Annotated in this window: 13 protein-coding genes and 2 tRNA genes; 12 read left to right on the top strand and 3 right to left on the bottom strand. The window is 62.1% G+C overall.

Annotated elements, in window-relative coordinates; genetic code table 11:
• Position 1: 1 nt before the first annotated feature.
• Positions 2-598 (bottom strand): helix-turn-helix domain-containing protein, encoded by a 597-nt coding sequence (locus ACOJCM_RS03520; protein ID WP_445210682.1) that lies wholly within the window; start codon positions 596-598, stop codon positions 2-4.
• 248 nt (positions 599-846) lie between these two features.
• On the opposite strand from ACOJCM_RS03520, the gene gltX reads away from it, so the two are divergent.
• From gltX to ACOJCM_RS03505, 3 genes are all read left to right on the top strand, one after another.
• Positions 847-2,328 carry a glutamate--tRNA ligase gene (gene gltX / locus ACOJCM_RS03515; RefSeq protein ID WP_445210681.1) on the top strand — a complete coding sequence of 494 codons (1,482 nt, stop codon included), beginning with the start codon at positions 847-849 and terminating at the stop codon, positions 2,326-2,328.
• Positions 2,329-2,396: 68 nt separating this feature from the next.
• A tRNA-Ala gene (locus ACOJCM_RS03510) sits at positions 2,397-2,472 on the top strand.
• 28 nt (positions 2,473-2,500) lie between these two features.
• A tRNA-Glu gene (locus ACOJCM_RS03505) sits at positions 2,501-2,576 on the top strand.
• A 479-nt stretch (positions 2,577-3,055) separates the two neighbouring features.
• Here ACOJCM_RS03505 and ACOJCM_RS03500 read toward each other — a convergent pair.
• Positions 3,056-3,946: an NAD(P)-dependent oxidoreductase gene (locus tag ACOJCM_RS03500; RefSeq protein WP_445210680.1), complete on the bottom strand. Its 891-nt coding sequence runs from the start codon at positions 3,944-3,946 to the stop codon at positions 3,056-3,058.
• Positions 3,947-4,057: 111 nt separating this feature from the next.
• Positions 4,058-5,341 (bottom strand): citrate synthase, encoded by a 1,284-nt coding sequence (gene gltA / locus ACOJCM_RS03495; RefSeq protein ID WP_445210679.1) that lies wholly within the window; start codon positions 5,339-5,341, stop codon positions 4,058-4,060.
• Between the two features lie 452 nt (positions 5,342-5,793).
• Between gltA and sdhC the strand changes: the two genes are divergently transcribed.
• The 9 genes from sdhC to sucD all read left to right on the top strand — a co-directional run bounded on the left by sdhC (position 5,794) and on the right by sucD (position 17,404).
• Positions 5,794-6,171, top strand: a complete 378-nt coding sequence (gene sdhC, locus ACOJCM_RS03490) for a succinate dehydrogenase, cytochrome b556 subunit (protein WP_445210678.1) — start codon at positions 5,794-5,796, stop codon at positions 6,169-6,171.
• The gene (gene sdhD / locus ACOJCM_RS03485; protein WP_445210677.1) at positions 6,165-6,512 is read left to right on the top strand and encodes a succinate dehydrogenase, hydrophobic membrane anchor protein; all 348 of its coding nucleotides are present in this window, start codon (positions 6,165-6,167) and stop codon (positions 6,510-6,512) included. The genes sdhC and sdhD overlap by 7 nt, the downstream gene beginning before the upstream one ends.
• A 3-nt stretch (positions 6,513-6,515) precedes the next feature.
• The gene (gene sdhA, locus ACOJCM_RS03480) at positions 6,516-8,288 is read left to right on the top strand and encodes a succinate dehydrogenase flavoprotein subunit (RefSeq protein WP_445210676.1); all 1,773 of its coding nucleotides are present in this window, start codon (positions 6,516-6,518) and stop codon (positions 8,286-8,288) included.
• A gap of 15 nt (positions 8,289-8,303) precedes the next feature.
• Entirely contained in the window at positions 8,304-9,008 is a 705-nt protein-coding gene (locus ACOJCM_RS03475; protein WP_445210675.1) for a succinate dehydrogenase iron-sulfur subunit, read from the top strand.
• A gap of 252 nt (positions 9,009-9,260) precedes the next feature.
• Positions 9,261-12,095, top strand: a complete 2,835-nt coding sequence (locus tag ACOJCM_RS03470) for a 2-oxoglutarate dehydrogenase E1 component (protein WP_445210674.1) — start codon at positions 9,261-9,263, stop codon at positions 12,093-12,095.
• A 42-nt stretch (positions 12,096-12,137) separates the two neighbouring features.
• A complete protein-coding gene (gene odhB, locus ACOJCM_RS03465) occupies positions 12,138-13,718 on the top strand; it encodes a 2-oxoglutarate dehydrogenase complex dihydrolipoyllysine-residue succinyltransferase (protein WP_445210673.1) in 1,581 nt (526 codons plus the stop codon).
• A 52-nt stretch (positions 13,719-13,770) separates the two neighbouring features.
• Positions 13,771-15,210: a dihydrolipoyl dehydrogenase gene (lpdA, locus tag ACOJCM_RS03460; RefSeq protein ID WP_445210672.1), complete on the top strand. Its 1,440-nt coding sequence runs from the start codon at positions 13,771-13,773 to the stop codon at positions 15,208-15,210.
• Between the two features lie 155 nt (positions 15,211-15,365).
• On the top strand, positions 15,366-16,532 hold the full coding sequence (sucC, locus tag ACOJCM_RS03455; protein ID WP_445210671.1) for an ADP-forming succinate--CoA ligase subunit beta: 1,167 nt from the start codon (positions 15,366-15,368) through the stop codon (positions 16,530-16,532).
• Entirely contained in the window at positions 16,532-17,404 is an 873-nt protein-coding gene (gene sucD, locus ACOJCM_RS03450) for a succinate--CoA ligase subunit alpha (protein WP_445210670.1), read from the top strand. The genes sucC and sucD overlap by 1 nt, the downstream gene beginning before the upstream one ends.
• Positions 17,405-17,518 lie beyond the last annotated feature (114 nt).

Genomic DNA, 17,518 nt, shown 5'->3' with positions numbered 1-17,518 from the left:
TTCAGGCGCCATCCTTTCGCCAGCGAGCCAATAACCTGCCTACGACCCTTTCAGTCGCTTCCAGTGGCGACGGTGGCGCATCGGGATTGTTGTTATCGCAACGCAGTAGCTGTCCATCGCTGTTTCGTTGTAGCTGGCCGATGTATAGCCCGACTATTCCTTCAATCAGATAGTAGCCGGGCTTGTCGCAGGCTTCGGTGGGGCCAAAGGCGGCGAGATCACCGCTGTCGAGGTAATCGAAACGCTCCCCGGGGGCCGGCGTGACAAGATAGCACTCGCCTTGCCAATCCATGCTGGCCAGGAATTCGCTGGGCAACGTCACGCGATTGGCCGTAGGGTCGTGCCAGGGGAGGGGGGGCTTGCCCCGAAGGTAGAGAGGCGGAAATGCCGCCTGGTATTCACCTTCCAGCAATTGACCCAGTGTGCAACCGAGGGCATCCGCCAGCGCGACCAGCCTTTCATGGCCAATCTGCTTGATCGCTCCGGATTCCCAGTAAGAGATCGTGACATCAGAAACGCCGACCTTTCTTGCCAGGGCAGCCTTGTTGAGGTTTGCCTGCATTCTCAGGTGCTTGATTCTTTCGCCCAGTGAATCCATTTCATCAACCTGATGACTGTTGGTTCAAAAAGAGGGTCGATAGTCAATGATCTGTGTTAACTGTGCAAATTTGGCGAATCAACGCTAAATCTACTTTTTGGCAATGGCTGTCGGCCGCGTACCTAAACAATAAGTATTCTCTCTACGTTTAGTCTGTGCAAGCCTGGCATGGCTGCCGCGACCCGGCTGCCCGCGCCGGCCCAGGTGCGTATAATGCCGCCACGCCCTCTCGAATGGATAAGGACGACATGACTGTACGTACCCGCATTGCGCCGTCTCCCACTGGTGATCCTCACGTGGGCACCGCCTACATCGCGCTGTTCAATCTCTGTTTTGCGAAGCAGCACGGCGGCCAGTTCATTCTGCGGATCGAGGACACGGACCGAGTGCGCTCTACGCTCGAATCCGAACAGATGATCCTCGACTCGTTACGTTGGCTGGGGCTCGAGTGGGATGAAGGGCCCGATGTGGGAGGTCCTCATGGTCCTTACCGACAGAGCGAGCGCGGCGACATTTATGCCGAGTACGCTCGGCAACTGCTCGAAGCCGGCCATGCGTTCAAGTGCTACCGCACCAGTGAAGAGCTGGACGAGCTGAGAGAGGCGCGCAAGGCCAGCGGCATGCATCTGGCGCTCAAGTCCTCAGACCTCGCGTTGCCGGAAGGCGAGGAGGCACGTCGTGAGCGCGAGGGCTGGCCGTACGTGGTACGCATGAAGGTCCCTTCCAGTGGTACCTGCATGATCGACGACATGTTGCGTGGCCCCATCGAGGTCGACTGGGCGCAGGTGGATGCCCAGATCCTGCTCAAGTCGGATGGCATGCCTACCTACCATCTGGCAAATGTGGTGGATGACCATCTGATGGGCATCACCCACGTGCTGCGCGGCGAGGAGTGGATCAATTCGGCGCCCAAGCACCAGTTGCTTTATGAATACTTCGGCTGGCAGATGCCGACGCTGTGCCATATGCCGCTGCTGCGCAACCCCGACAAGTCGAAGCTGTCCAAGCGCAAGAACCCCACCTCAATCAATTACTACCGGCGGATGGGGTTCCTGCCTCAGGCGGTCACCAACTACCTGGGGCGAATGGGCTGGTCAATGCCCGATGAGCGCGAGAAGTTCAGCCTCGACGAGATGATGGCCCATTTCGATATCCAGCGCGTATCGCTGGGTGGGCCGGTCTTCGATCTGGAGAAGCTGACCTGGCTCAACGGGCTCTATATCCGTGAGGATCTGGACGACGAGGCCTTCCTCGAAGTGCTGATGGAGTGGGCATTCAATAAAGAATACATCGGCCAGATACTCCCGCAGGTGCGCCCGCGCGTGGAGACTCTCTCCCAAGTGGCCCCCCTGGTCGGCCACTTCTTCAGTGGTGTGCCTGCGATTCGGGAAAACGATTTCGAAAGTATCGCGCTGGAGCGTGAGGCACTCGTCAAGCTGCTTCAATTCCTTGTCTGGCGCTTCGAGGCATTGCCGGCCTGGCACAAGGAGGCGTTGTTGGCCGAGGTCAAGGCGCTGGCCGCTCATTTCGGGCTCAAGATGAAGGATTTCCTGGCCCCTGTCTTTATTGCCGTCACGGGCACCACGGCAAGTACATCGGTCATGGATGCCATGGCGATCCTGGGCTCCGACGTGACGCGGGCTCGGTTACGTAACGCTATCGAGTTGCTCGGCGGTGTGTCCAAGAAGCAGGCCAAGCGTTTCGAGAAGGAGTTCCGCGAGCTGCAGTGATCCAACGTTTCTCTCTTGACGAAGGCGGGGTAAATCAGTACTATACGCCCCGTCTTCACGGCACATGTGGGGCCTTAGCTCAGCTGGGAGAGCGCGACACTGGCAGTGTCGAGGTCAGCGGTTCGATCCCGCTAGGCTCCACCACAGCGTGCCGATTCATGAGCGACGCTGCGTCCCATTCGTCTAGTGGTCCAGGACACCGCCCTTTCACGGCGGGAACAGGGGTTCGAACCCCCTATGGGACGCCACTCACTTCTCTCCTTAGCGTTTTCCTGCGTGTCTGCTTTTGGCGACATTTTCTGGCGCCCGTATGTTTCGCTTCCTCATGATGCCCATTGAGCGTTCGGGAGGCTACGTCTGCGTGAAAAACCCATTGAAGCCGCTAATTTCCCGCTTTTGACGCTTGACTTGTCCACTTGCTCAGTGTCTCGACCGTCTCCCTGTGTGTAATAGTCCAAGCGATAGGTGAAAGTGTGTGCAGCTGCAAAAAACCTTAAATATCAATGGGTTGAAATTGATCAAAAAATAGCCAATCTAAGGCCAAGCCGCTCCCCATGCCGATTCGATGATGTTTTCTTGTGGTTGTGAACAGGGTTATCCACAGAATGTGTGGAAAAAGTCGGAGGCCGTTTAAGGCCGTTGGCTGTAAAGGCTGTCAAGACTTTTTAGTTACTATTTTGATACTGCGGGTTACGAGGCGTCGCATGTAGGCGACGCCTCGTGCGACTCAGTCGAGGCCCAGCATGCGCAAACGCCTCAGCAGTGAGGACGTATCCCAGCGTCCCCCGCCCAACACTTGTATGTCACCATAGAATTGATCGACGAGCGCAGTAACGGGCAGGCGGGCCTGGAGGCGGCGGGCCTGCTCGAGGCAGATGCCCAAGTCCTTGCGCATCCAGTCGACGGCGAAGCCATGCTCGTACTCATCGGCGATCATGGTCTTGTGACGGTTTTCCATCTGCCAGGAGCCGGCAGCCCCCTTGGAAATCACGTCGATGACGCGCTGCTGGTCGAGGCCGGCCTGCTCGGCAAAGTGGAGACCTTCGGCCAGGCCCTGTACCAGCCCGGCGATGCAAATCTGATTGACCATCTTGGTCAGCTGGCCACTGCCGACGGGCCCCATCCGGCTAACGGCTCGGGCGTAGTGGGCGAGTATGGGCTCAACGCAGGAAAAGGCAGCCTGTTCACCGCCGCACATAATCGTCAGCACACCGTTCTCGGCGCCTTGCTGCCCGCCCGATACCGGCGCGTCGATGAAGTTGATGCCGCGCTCGCGGCAGGCTGCGTCGAGTTGTTCGGCGAGATCGGACGAGGCAGTCGTGTGATCGACCAGCAAACTGCCCGCGTTCATGCCTGACAGCGCGCCGTGCTGGCTCATGGTGACCTGCCTGACATCATCGTCATTGCCGACGCAGACCAGGACGAGATCGGCTCCTCGAGCGGCTTCCCCGGGAGTGGCGTGGTGACTACCGCCGTGCTCGTCGACCCAGGCCTTGGCCTTGGCCTCGGTACGGTTGTAGACGCGCACGGTGAGCCCGGCGCGGGCAAGGTGCCCGGCCATGGGATAACCCATCACGCCCAGGCCGATGAAGGCGACTGTTGTAATCGATTGATGCATACCGTTTCTCTCAGTTGTTGGTGGCTGACTTGCTGGAAGGAGGTCGCTAAGCAGAAAGCCGCCCGAAGGCGGCTTTCCAGAGCAATGCGGTCGGCGCCGCGTCCTGCCGGCTTACTTGGCAGGATAGTCGCGCTGCGTATGGCCGGTGTAGAGCTGGCGCGGACGACCGATCTTGTAGTCGTTGGAAAGCATTTCATGCCAGTGGGAGATCCAGCCGATGGTACGCGAGACGGCGAAGATCACCGTGAACATGTTGGTGGGGATGCCCATCGCCTTGAGAATGATGCCGGAGTAGAAGTCGACGTTGGGGTAGAGCTTGCGCTCAACGAAGTACTCGTCCTCCAGCGCGATTTGCTCAAGGCGCTTGGCGATCTTTAGCTGCGGATCGTCAATGCCCAGCTCGGCAAGGACTTCGTCACAGGTTTCCTTCATCACCTTGGCGCGAGGGTCGAAGTTACGATACACGCGATGACCGAAGCCCATCAGCTTGAACGGGTCGTCCTTGTCCTTGGCCTTGTCGATGAAGTGCTGGATGTTCTCTTCGGATTCGTCGCCGATCTCGTCGAGCATCTTAAGCACCGCTTCGTTGGCGCCGCCGTGAGCCGGGCCCCACAGGGCGGCGATGCCGGCGCTGATGCAGGCGAAGGGGTTGGCGCCGGTAGAGCCGGCGAGGCGTACCGTGGAGGTCGATGCGTTCTGCTCGTGGTCGGCATGGAGCATGAAGATGCGGTCCATGGCCTTGGCATAGACGGGGTTGACCTTGTACTCCTCGCACGGGTTGCTGAACATCATGTAGAGAAAGTTCTCTGCGTAGCTCAGGTCGTTGCGCGGGTAGTTGAAAGGCTGGCCGATGTTATATTTGTAGGACATTGCCGCAATGGTCGGCATCTTGGCGATCAGGCGGATCGCGCTGATGACGCGGTCCTGTTCGTCGGTGATGTCCATGTGGTCATGGTAGAATGCCGCTAGGCCACCGACCACGCCACACAGGATCGACATCGGATGGGCGTCGCGACGGAAGCCCTTGAAGAAGTTGTTGATCTGGTCGTGCACCATGGTGTGGTTGCGGACCCGCGATTCGAAGTCGGCATACTGCTCGTCGGTGGGCAGTTCGCCGAACAGCAGCGTGTAGCACAGCTCGACGAAGTTGGAGTCCTTGGCGAGCTGGTCGATGGGGTAGCCACGATGCAACAGCACGCCCTTGGCGCCATCGATATAGGTGATGGCCGACTGGCAAGAGGAGGTTGCCATGAAGCCGGGATCGTAGGTGAACAGGCCGTCGGCGCCAAGGCCGCGGACATCGACCACGTCAGGGCCCAGGGTGCCTGAGTAGACCGGCAGCTCGATCGTCTTGTCCAAGCCGTCTACCGTCAGTGTCGCTTTCCTGTCAGCCATACTGGCCTCCTCTCGAAGTGATCGTTAACGCAGTATTTCGCAAACCCTGGCGAACCGTGGCCCGCGAAAAAGGTTCGCCCACTATAGAAGCGTTCCCGGGATTGTCAATTAGGCCAAAGCGACCGCTTGATTGTACATTTAGCTCGAGTGTGTGAGAGTTTTTGTACAAATAATGGTGCTTTGCATCACGCAAGCCCCGCGCCAAGCGGACTTCGGTTTATGCTCCCCGATCGGGCGCTGCGCCCGAGTGAAAGGAGCTTGAACCATGGTCGAGTGAACGCGGCGGGCATTTGTCACTGGGGGTTCATGTCCCTATAATCCACACCGCGCGACTGGCAGGTACTCGTTGTCATGCCCGTCCCGGCAGCGGCGAGCCCCCTACCTCAAACCACCGCCCGCTCGAGTCTGGTCCCATCGGTCGAAGAGCGAGCCAAGAGAGTGTGTATAGAGCCGTGAATAGCAAACGACCCGTCAACCTAGATCTCACCACCATACAGTTTCCGCTACCCGCCTTAACGTCGATCGCTCACCGCATCACCGGCGTAATTCTGTTCGTCGGCCTCGTCTTCGCCTTCTGGGCACTCGACAAGTCACTATCGTCCCCCGAGGGCTTTGCGGCCGTCAGGGATGCGCTGGCCGACAACATCCTGGCGAAGCTGATCGCCTGGGGCCTGCTGGCTGCCCTTGCGTTCCACTTCGTGGCCGGTATCAAGCACATGCTGATGGACGCCGGGTACGGCGTGACCCTTGAAGGTGGCCACAAGAAGGCACAGGCCACCGTGGTCATCAGTGCCGTCCTGATCATTCTGGCAGGAGTCTGGGTATGGTAACCAACATCACCAATCTGGGTCGCAGCGGCCTTTCCGACTGGCTCATCCAGCGTGTCTCGGCTGTCATCCTGGCGCTCTATACGGTTTTCGTCGTCGCATACTTGCTGTTCAATCCCGGTCTCGACTACTACACCTGGAGCAACCTGTTTGCCCAGACCTGGATGCGCATCTTCTCCCTGCTGGCCTTCATCTCGCTCGCCGCGCATGCCTGGATCGGCCTGTGGACCGTGACCACCGATTACCTCAAGTCCACGCCCGTGCGCCTCGGCGCCCAGGTCGTCATCATCCTGGCCGTATTCGTGTTCCTGGTCTGGGGCATCCAAGTTCTGTGGGGAGCCTGATTCATGTCTAACATGCGTACCTTGTCCTACGACGCCATCATCATCGGCGGTGGCGGTTCCGGCCTGCGTGCCGCGCTCGAGCTGGCCAAGTCCGGCAAGAAGACGGCCGTGCTGTCGAAGGTCTTCCCGACTCGCTCGCACACCGTTTCCGCCCAGGGAGGCATCACCTGTGCCATCGCTTCGGCCGACCCCAACGACGATTGGCGCTGGCACATGTACGACACCGTCAAGGGCGGCGACTACATCACCGACCAGGACGCGGCGGAGTACATGTGCTCGGAGGGCCCCAAGGCGGTCTTCGAGCTGGAGCACATGGGGCTGCCGTTCTCCCGCTTCGACAACGGCCGCATCTACCAGCGTCCGTTCGGCGGCCAGTCCAAGAACTTCGGCGAAGGCGGCCAGGCGGCCCGTACCTGCGCCGCGGCCGACCGTACCGGCCATGCCCTGCTGCACACGCTTTACCAGAACAACCTGAAGAACAATACCACCTTCCTCAACGAGTGGTTCGCGGTCGATCTGGTCAAGAACGCCAACGGCGATGTGGTGGGCTGCATTGCCATGTGCATCGAGACCGGCGAAGTGGTGCACGTCCAGTCGAAGGCCACCGTCATGGCCACTGGCGGCGCCGGGCGGATCTATGCCTCCACTACCAATGCCCTGATCAATACCGGCGACGGTATCGGCATGGCGCTGCGTGCCGGCTTTCCCATGCAGGACATGGAGATGTGGCAGTTCCATCCCACCGGGATCTACGGGGCTGGCGTGCTGGTCACCGAGGGCTGTCGCGGCGAGGGCGGCTACCTGGTCAACAAGGACGGCGAGCGCTTCATGGAGCGCTATGCGCCTAACGCCAAGGACCTTGCCGGCCGCGACGTGGTGGCGCGCTCCATGGTCATGGAAATCCTCGAAGGCCGCGGCTGCGGTGAGAAGGGCGACCACGTCTTCCTCAAGCTCGACCACCTGGGCGAGGAGGTGCTCAACAAGCGCCTGCCGGGCATCAGCGAACTGTCGAAGATCTTTGCCCACGTCGACCCGACCAATGCGCCGATCCCCGTGGTGCCGACCTGCCACTACATGATGGGCGGAATTCCGACCAACGTGCACGGCCAGGCGATCATGCAGGATGCCGACGGCAACGACCGCATCGTCAACGGCCTGTTCGCCTGCGGCGAGGCGGCCTGCGTCTCGGTACACGGTGCCAACCGTCTGGGCGGCAACTCGCTGCTCGATCTGGTGGTGTTCGGCCGCGCTGCCGGCATGTTCATCGAGGGCGCGCTCAACGAGGGTATCGACTACCTGGGTGCCTCCGATTCCGACATCGAAGCGGCCATGAAGCGCATCACACGCTGGGACGAATCCACCGGCGGGGAATCCGTGGCCGAGCTCAAGACCGAGCTGCAGAGCATCATGCAGAACGCCTTCGGTGTATTCCGCCAGGAGGAGCACATGCAGGAGGGCGTCAAGCAGCTGGCCGACCTGCGTGGCCGTATCGGCGAGGCGCACCTGGTCGACAAGTCCGGCGCCTTCAATACCGCCCGCGTCGAAGCGCTCGAGCTCGACAACCTGATGGAAGTGGCCGAAGCCACCGCCATTGCGGCGTTGGAGCGCAAGGAGAGCCGTGGCGCGCACTCACGCTACGACTACCCGGACCGTGACGACACCAACTGGCTGAAGCACTCCATGTACTTCCCGACCGAGAAGCGGGTCGGCAAGCGCGACGTCAACTTCAAGCCGAAGACCGTCGACACCTTCGAGCCGAAAATCCGTACCTATTAAAGGGGGAGTCACGAGATGCTTCAGGTATCCATTTACCGTTACAACCCGGAAACCGACTCCGCGCCCTACATGCAGGAGTACCAGCTGGACACCCAGGGCCGTGATCTGATGGTCCTGAACGTGCTGGAAATGCTCAAGGCCCAGGACACCACCCTGGCCTTCCGCCGCAGCTGCCGTGAGGGCGTGTGCGGTTCCGACGGCATGAACATGAACGGCAAGAACGGCCTGGCCTGCATTACCTCGCTGTCCGACGTGGTCAAGGACAACAAGCTGGTGCTGCGCCCGCTGCCGGGCCTGCCGGTGGTGCGTGACCTGGTGGTCGACATGGGGCTGTTCTACAAGCAGTACGAGCGTATCCAGCCGTACCTGCAGAACGACGAGCCGGCGCCGGCCATTGAACGCCTGCAGTCGCCGGAGGACCGCGACAAGCTCGACGGCCTCTACGAGTGCATCCTGTGCGCCTGCTGCTCGACCTCCTGCCCGTCGTTCTGGTGGAACCCGGACAAGTTCGTCGGCCCGGCCGGCCTGCTCCAGTCCTACCGTTTCCTGGCGGATTCGCGCGACACCGCGACCCGTGAGCGGCTGGCGGAACTGCAGGATCCGTTCAGCGTGTTCCGTTGCCGCGGCATCATGAACTGCGTCGCGGTATGTCCCAAGGGGCTCAACCCCACACGGGCGATTGGCAAGATCCGCGACATGCTGCTTGCGAATGCCACTTAAATCGTGGCGCGGGGCTTGCTATCATAGCGGCCCATGCCAGACCGCGACGTCGTGTCGCGGTCGGCTCGCGATCAGCGGGAAGAGAGCCGGTGCCACAGGTACCGGCTCTCGACCATGGATTGCAAGGATTCCGGCCTCGCGGCTGGAACCGCCGGGAAGAGAAGACGCCCCACCGGCAGGGCACCAGCCAAGCCGTCGCGGCTGGCCCGCGACGGCGCCGACAACACCCCATCAGTGTAGGGTGACCGAGAGATGCAACAAGGCATAATGGAGTTGATGTGGAACAGCTCCCATGTGAGCGGCAGCAACGTTCACTATGTGGAAGCGCTCTACGAGCAATACCTCGCCGACCCAGGTTCCGTGCCCGACGAATGGCGGACCTATTTCGATCAGCTGCCTAGCGTCGATGGCAGCGCCTCCCACGATGTTCCCTTGAGTCCCGTACGCGACCAGTTCCAGCAGTTGGCCCGTGCTCGCCGGACCGCCGCGACCGTAGCCGCCGCCGACAGCGACGAGAGCAAGAAGCAGGTCAAGGTGTTGCAGCTGATCAACGCCTACCGCTTCCGGGGCCACCAGAAGGCCGATATCGACCCGCTCAAGCTGCGTAGCCAGGCTCCCGTACCCGACCTCGACCTCTCCTTCCACCAGCTTTCACCGGCCGATCTGGATACCGAATTCCAGACCGGCTCTTTCTTTCTGGGGATGGACAAGGCACCGCTGCGTGAAATCGTCGACGCGTTGGAGCAGACCTACTGCCGTTCGGTCGGCTGCGAGATCATGCACATCGTCGATACCGAGGAGAAGCGCTGGCTGCAGCAGCGTTTCGAGTCGGTTCGCTCGGCACCCAAGTACAGCGATGAGGTGCGCAAGCACTTGCTGGAGCGGCTGACCGCGGCAGAGGGCCTGGAAAACTACCTCGCCTCCAAGTACCCCGGCACCAAGCGGTTCGGTCTCGAAGGCGGCGAGTCGTTCATCCCCATGATGGATGAACTGATCCAGCGCGGTGGTGGCTACGGGGTGAAGGAAGTCGTCATCGGCATGGCCCACCGCGGCCGCCTCAACATGCTGGTCAACATCCTCGGCAAGAACCCCTCCGAGCTGATCGATGAATTCGACGGCAAGAAGCTGATCGAGCGCGGCTCCGGTGACGTCAAGTACCACCAGGGTTTCAGCTCCAACGTCATGACGCCGGGTGGCGAGGTTCACCTGGCACTGGCTTTCAACCCCTCCCACCTGGAGATCGTCTCGCCGGTAGTGGAGGGCTCGGTACGGGCTCGCCAGGATCGCCGCGACGATAGCGAAGGTACCAAGGTACTGCCGATCAACGTGCACGGTGACGCCGCCTTTGCTGGACAGGGCGTGGTCATGGAAACCTTCCAGATGTCCCAGACCCGCGCCTACAAGACCGGCGGGACGGTGCACATCGTCATCAACAACCAGGTTGGTTTCACTACTTCGCATCCGCAGGACACACGTTCCACCGAGTACTGCACGGACATCGCCAAGATGGTCCAGGCGCCGATCTTCCATGTCAACGGCGACGATCCGGATGCCGTGCTGCATGCCACCCAGGTAGCGCTGGATTATCGCCAGCAGTTCCGCAAGGACGTGGTCATCGACCTGGTTTGCTATCGTCGCCGTGGCCACAACGAGGCCGACGAGCCGTCCGGCACCCAGCCGCTGATGTACCGCAAGATCAAGGATCACCCCTCTTCGCGTAATCTCTACGCTCAGCGTCTGGTGGAACAGGGCGTGGTCAGCGAGGAAGAAGCCCAGGGCATGATCGAGACCTACCGCGAGGATCTGATGGCCGGCAACCACGTGGCCAACGCCCTGGTGCAGGAGCCCAACACCTCGCTGTTCGTCGACTGGAAACCCTACCTCGGCCACGAGTGGAGCGGCTACGCCGATACCAGTGTCGAAATGAAGCGCCTGCAGCGCCTGGCGGCGCGCATGTGCGACATTCCCGACGGCGTCGAAGTGCAGCGCCAGGTGGCCAAGATCTATGAAGATCGGCGCAAGATGCAGGCCGGCGGACTGGGCCTTAACTGGGGCTTTGCCGAAACCCTGGCCTACGCCACCCTGCTCGATGAGGGGCATCCGGTGCGTATCACCGGCCAGGACGTGGGACGCGGCACCTTCTCCCACCGTCATGCCGTAGTGCATAACCAGAAGGATGGCACCACCTACGTGCCGCTGCAGCACCTGGCAGACGGCCAGCCGCGCTTTACCATCCATGACTCCTTCCTCTCCGAGGAGGCGGTACTGGCGTTCGAATACGGTTATTCCACCACGGCCCCCAACGATCTTGTGATCTGGGAGGCGCAGTTCGGCGACTTCTTCAATGGGGCCCAGGTGGTGGTCGACCAGTTCATTTCCTCGGGCGAAACCAAGTGGGGCCGGCTGTGCGGCCTGACCATGCTGCTACCGCATGGCTACGAGGGGCAGGGGCCGGAGCACTCCTCCGCGCGCCTCGAACGCTTCCTGCAGATGTGCGCCGAGCACAACATGCAAGTCTGCGTGCCCACCACGCCGGCGCAGATCTTCCACCTGCTGCGCCGCCAGGTGATCCGCCCGCTGAGAAAACCGTTGGTGGTGATGTCGCCCAAGAGCCTGTTGCGCCACAAGGAGGCGACATCCAGCCTCGACGATCTGGCCAACGGCCATTTCCACATGGTGCTGCCGGACCAAGGCAACCTCGATGCCCAGAAGGTCAAGCGCGTCATCATGTGTGCCGGAAAGGTCTATTACGACCTGGCGGCCTGGCGCGCGGAGAACGAGCGTGACGATACGGCCATCGTGCGTATCGAGCAGCTCTATCCCTTCCCCAAGGAGGAGCTGTTCGAGGCACTCGAGGGCTACGTCAACCTCGAGAGCGTGGTGTGGTGCCAGGAGGAGCCGCTCAACCAGGGGGCCTGGTACTCGAGCCAGCACCACATGCGGGCCGTGGCCGACACGCTCAAGAACGGCCTGGGCGGCGAGCTCAAGTTCGCCGGTCGCCCGGCCTCGGCGGCACCCGCGGCGGGCTACATGTCCGTGCATACCGAACAGCAGCGCCAGCTGGTGGAAGACGCCTTCAACGTCTAAGCAAACCCACCGGGACGAGAGAGAACATACAAGGGAAACGACATGGCTACCGAGATCAAAGCGCCCACCTTTCCGGAATCCGTTGCCGAAGGCAGCGTGGCGGCCTGGCACAAGAAGCCGGGAGACAGCGTCGAGCGCGATGAGCTGATCGTCGAGATCGAGACGGACAAGGTGGTGCTCGAAGTGGTCGCGCCTGAGGCCGGCACCCTCTCCGAGGTGCTGGTGGAAGAGGGCGATACCGTCCAGTCCGAGCAGGTGCTGGGAAAGATTGGGGAAGGCAGCGCCAAGGGTGGCGAGAAGAAGAGCGACAAGGGCGGCGAGAAGAAGAGCGACAAGGCCGACGCCGAGAACAAGAGCGAGGCCAAGGCCGAGTCGAAGAGTTCACCGGCTGCCGGCGGTCAGACCCATGAGGTGAAGGCGCCGACCTTCCCCGAGTCGATCCAGGAAGGCACCGTGGCCACCTGGCACAAGAAGGTTGGCGAGGCGGTCAAGCGCGACGAGGTGCTGGCCGACATCGAGACCGACAAGGTGGTGCTCGAAGTCGTCGCGCCGGCCGATGGCGCCATCGCCGAGATCAAGGCGGAAGAGGGCAGCCAGGTCGAATCCGAGGCAGTGCTGGCGATCTTTACCGAGGGCGCCGCCGGTGGCAGCGCTGACACGGCGGCCGACAAGACACCGGCGGCTTCTGCCGACGATGGTGCCGGCGACGAGAAGGTCGGCGACAAGATCCTGGCGCCGGCGGCGCGCAAGCTGGTCGCCGAGCATGACCTCGACGTCAGCAAGATCGAGGGTACCGGCAAGGGCGGTCGCATCCTCAAGGAGGACGTGCAGCGCGCCGTGAAGGAAGGCAGCGCCAAGAAGAGCGCCGCACCTGCCGCCGCGCCCAAGCAGGCGGCTGCCGCTGCCCCGGTAGTGGAGGGCGAGCGTCCCGAGAAGCGCGTGCCGATGAGTCGCCTGCGCCAGACCATCGCCAAGCGCCTGGTCCAGGCCCAGCAGACCGCTGCCATGCTCACCACCTACAACGAGGTGGACATGGGCGCGGTGATGGAGCTGCGCGCGCAGTACAAGGACACTTTCCTCAAGGCCCACGACGTCAAGCTCGGTTTCATGGGTTTCTTCGTCAAGGCGGCCTCCGAGGCGCTCAAGCGCTTCCCCGACGTCAACGCCTCGATCGACGGCACCGATATCGTCTACCACGGCTACCAGGACATCGGCGTGGCGGTCTCCACCGATCGCGGCCTAGTGGTGCCGGTGCTGCGTGACACCGACAGCATGAAGATCGCCGACGTCGAGAAGGGCATCGTCGACTTCGGCAAGCGGGCGCGCGACGGCAAGCTCGGCATCGACGAGATGCAGGGCGGTACCTTCACCATCACCAACGGCGGCATCTTCGGCTCGCTGATGTCGACGCCGATCCTCAACCCGCCGCAGACTGCCATCCTGGGCATGCACAAGATCCAGGAGCGCCCCATGGCCGTCAACGGCAAGGTCGAGATCCGCCCGATGATGTACCTGGCCCTGTCATACGACCATCGTATGATCGATGGCAAGGATGCGGTGCAGTTCCTGGTTACCATCAAGGCGCTGCTCGAGGATCCGGCGCGCCTGCTGCTGGATATCTGAAGGCGCCCCGAATCAACGGACTCAAACGCGAACCGATCAACAGGAAAACCACATGGCCGACAAATTTGATGTGATCGTCATCGGTGCGGGCCCCGGAGGCTACGTGGCCGCCATCCGTGCCGCCCAGCTGGGGCTGAAGACTGCCTGCGTCGAGAAATGGGTCAACAAGGAAGGCAAGACCGTTCACGGCGGCACTTGCCTGAACGTGGGCTGCATTCCCTCCAAGGCCTTGCTCGAGACATCCCACAAGTTCGTCGAAGCGCGCGATCACTTCGCCGAGATCGGCATCGACCTGGAAGCCCCCAAGGCCAACGTGGCCAAGATGCTGGAGTTCAAGAACTCCGTCATCGCCAAGAACGTGGGTGGCATCAGCGCCCTGTTCAAGGCCAATGGCGTCACCGCCCTGGAAGGTACCGGCAAGGTGACCGGCACCAAGCAGGTCGAGGTGACCGGGCATGACGGCGAGAAAGCGACCTATGAAGCCGACAATATCGTCATCGCCGCAGGTTCGGTGCCGGTCGAGATCCCGCCGACGCCGCTTCACGAGGACATCGTCGTCACTTCCACTGGCGCGCTGGAGTTCACCGAAGTGCCGAAGCGCCTAGGCGTGATCGGCGCCGGCGTGATCGGTCTGGAGCTGGGTAGTGTATGGAGCCGCCTGGGTGCCGAGGTGACCGTGCTCGAGGCCATGGATACCTTCCTGCCGATGGTGGACAAGGACGTGGCCAAGGAAACCCAGAAACTGCTCAAGAAACAGGGTCTGGACATCAAGCTGGGGGCGCGCGTCACCGGCTCCGAGGTCAAGGGCAGCGAGGTCGTGGTCACGTACAGCGACAGCGACGGCGACCAGGAACTGACCTTCGACAAGTTGATCGTCTGTGTCGGTCGCCGTCCCTATACCCAGGGCGTAGTTGACGATGGCGTCGGTGTGGGCCTGGACGAGCGTGGTTTCATTCACGTCGACGACCAGTGCCGTACCAGCGTGCCGGGCATCTATGCCGTCGGCGACTGCGTGCGCGGCCCGATGCTCGCCCACAAGGCCTCCGAAGAGGGCGTGATGGTGGCGGACATCATCGCCGGCCACAAGGCCGAGATGAACTACGATGCGATTCCCAGCGTGATCTACACGTCGCCCGAAGTGGCCTGGGTCGGCATGAACGAGCAGGAAGCCAAGGCCAAGGGCATCGAGGTCAAGACCGGCTCCTTCCCGTTCTCCGCCAACGGCCGTGCGCTGGCCAACAACGCCCCGGAGGGTATGGCGAAGATCATCGTCGACGCCGAAACCGACCGCATCCTCGGCATGCACATCGTCAGCCAGCATGCCGGCGAGCTGATCGCCCAGGGCGTCATTGCCATGGAATTCGGCTCCAGCGCCGAGGACCTGGCACTGACCTGCTATGCGCACCCGAGCACCTCCGAAGCCATCCACGAGGCGGCCCTGGCGGTGGACGGACACGCGATTCACATGGCCAACCGCAAGAAGCGCAAGTAAGCGGGTCGCCAAGAGAGACAATAAGCGCCATCCAGCGGATGGCGCGTCGTGCCCGGCGATGTACCGGGCGCGAACGGGGGTGACCCGATGCCCATCGCCATACGCGGGGTCTCGCGGTTGCCATTCGAGTCACATGCAACCAATGGCATGAATCGATGAACCTTCACGAGTATCAAGGCAAGCAGCTGTTTGCTGATTATGGTCTGCCGGTATCCAAGGGCTTCGCAGTCGATACCCCCGAGGAAGCGGCGGAAGCCTGCAAGAAAATCGGCGGCGAGATGTGGGTGGTCAAGGCCCAGGTGCACGCCGGTGGCCGCGGCAAGGCCGGTGGCGTCAAGCTGATCAAGAGCCCGGAAGAAGCCAAGGCCTTCGCCGAGCAGTGGCTGGGCAAGAACCTGGTGACCTACCAGACGGACGAGAACGGTCAGCCGGTCGCCAAGATCCTGGTCGAGAACTGCACCGACATCGCCAGCGAGCTCTACCTGGGCGCCGTCGTCGACCGGGCTACCCGTCGCGTGGTGTTCATGGCTTCCACCGAGGGCGGTGTCGAAATCGAGAAGGTCGCCGAGGAAACCCCCGAGAAGATCCTCAAGGCCGAAATCGACCCGCTGGTCGGTGCGCAGCCGTACCAGGCGCGTGAGCTGGCCTTTGCCCTGGGCCTGAAGGGCGACCAGGTCAAGCAGTTCACCAAGATCTTCCTGGGTCTGTCGCGCCTGTTCCACGAGAAGGACCTCGCGCTGCTCGAGATCAACCCGCTGGTGATCACCGACGAAGGCAACCTGCACTGCCTCGACGCCAAGATCAACCTGGACAGCAATGCCCTGTATCGCCACCCGGACCTGCAGGCGATGCGCGATCCCTCCCAGGAGGATGAGCGCGAGGCCGAAGCGGCAGCGTGGGAGCTGAACTACGTGGCGCTGGAGGGCAACATCGGCTGTATGGTCAACGGCGCCGGCCTGGCCATGGGGACCATGGACATCATCAAGCTCAACGGCGGCCAGCCGGCCAACTTCCTCGATGTAGGCGGCGGTGCGACCAAGGAGCGCGTGGCGGAAGCCTTCAAGCTCATCCTCTCCGACGATTCCGTCAAGGCCGTGCTGGTCAATATCTTCGGCGGCATCGTGCGTTGCGACATGATCGCCGAGGGCATCATCGGGGCCGTCGAGCAGGTCGGCGTCAATGTGCCGGTGGTGGTGCGTCTCGAGGGTAACAACGCCGAGCTGGGCGCCGAGAAGCTGGCCTCCAGCGGTCTGAACATCATCGCTGCTACCAGCCTGACCGATGCGGCTCAGCAGGTCGTCAAGGCAGCGGAGGGCAAGTAATGAGCATCCTGATCGACAAGAACACCAAGGTCATCTGCCAGGGTTTCACCGGCGGGCAGGGGACCTTCCACTCCGAACAGGCGATCGCCTACGGCACCCAGATGGTCGGCGGCGTGACCCCGGGCAAGGGCGGCCAGGAGCACCTGGGCCTGCCGGTGTTCAACACCGTCAAGGAAGCGGTCGAGAAGACCGGTGCCGAGGCCAGCGTGATCTACGTCCCGGCTGCCTTCTGCAAGGACTCGATCCTCGAAGCCGCCAACGCCGGCATCAAGTTGATCGTGTGCATCACCGAGGGCATCCCCACCCTGGACATGCTCGATGTCAAGGTGAAGTGCGATGAGCTGGGCGTGCGTCTGATCGGTCCGAACTGCCCCGGCGTGATCACCCCGGGCGAGAGCAAGATCGGCATCATGCCGGGCCATATCCACAAGCCCGGCCGAGTGGGCATCGTGTCGCGCTCCGGCACCCTGACCTACGAAGCCGTCAAGCAGACCACCGATCACGGCTTCGGCCAATCCACCTGCGTGGGCATCGGCGGCGACCCGATCCCGGGCTCCAACTTCATCGATATCCTCGCGATGTTCGAGAAGGACCCGAAGACCGAAGCGATCGTCATGATCGGCGAGATCGGCGGTACCGCCGAGGAAGAGGCCGCCGCTTACATCAAGGCCAACGTGACCAAGCCGGTGGTGTCCTACATTGCCGGTGTCACCGCGCCTCCGGGTAAGCGCATGGGCCACGCGGGCGCCATCATCTCGGGAGGCAAGGGCACGGCAGACGAGAAGTTCGCCGCGCTGGAAGACGCCGGGGTGCGTACCGTTCGCTCCCTGGCCGAGATCGGCGACGCACTGAAGGACGTTACCGGCTGGTAAGACGTCAGGCAGCGGCAAGATGTAAAGGGCGCCCCGAGTGAACTGACCCCCAATAGTTGGACGGTTCATTCAGCCGGTGCCCAAGGCCTGAGTCCTGTATTGTACGGGGCTCAG

The organism is Billgrantia hypersalina, assembly GCF_052584175.1.
This window is presented reverse-complemented; position numbering and strand designations above follow the sequence as displayed.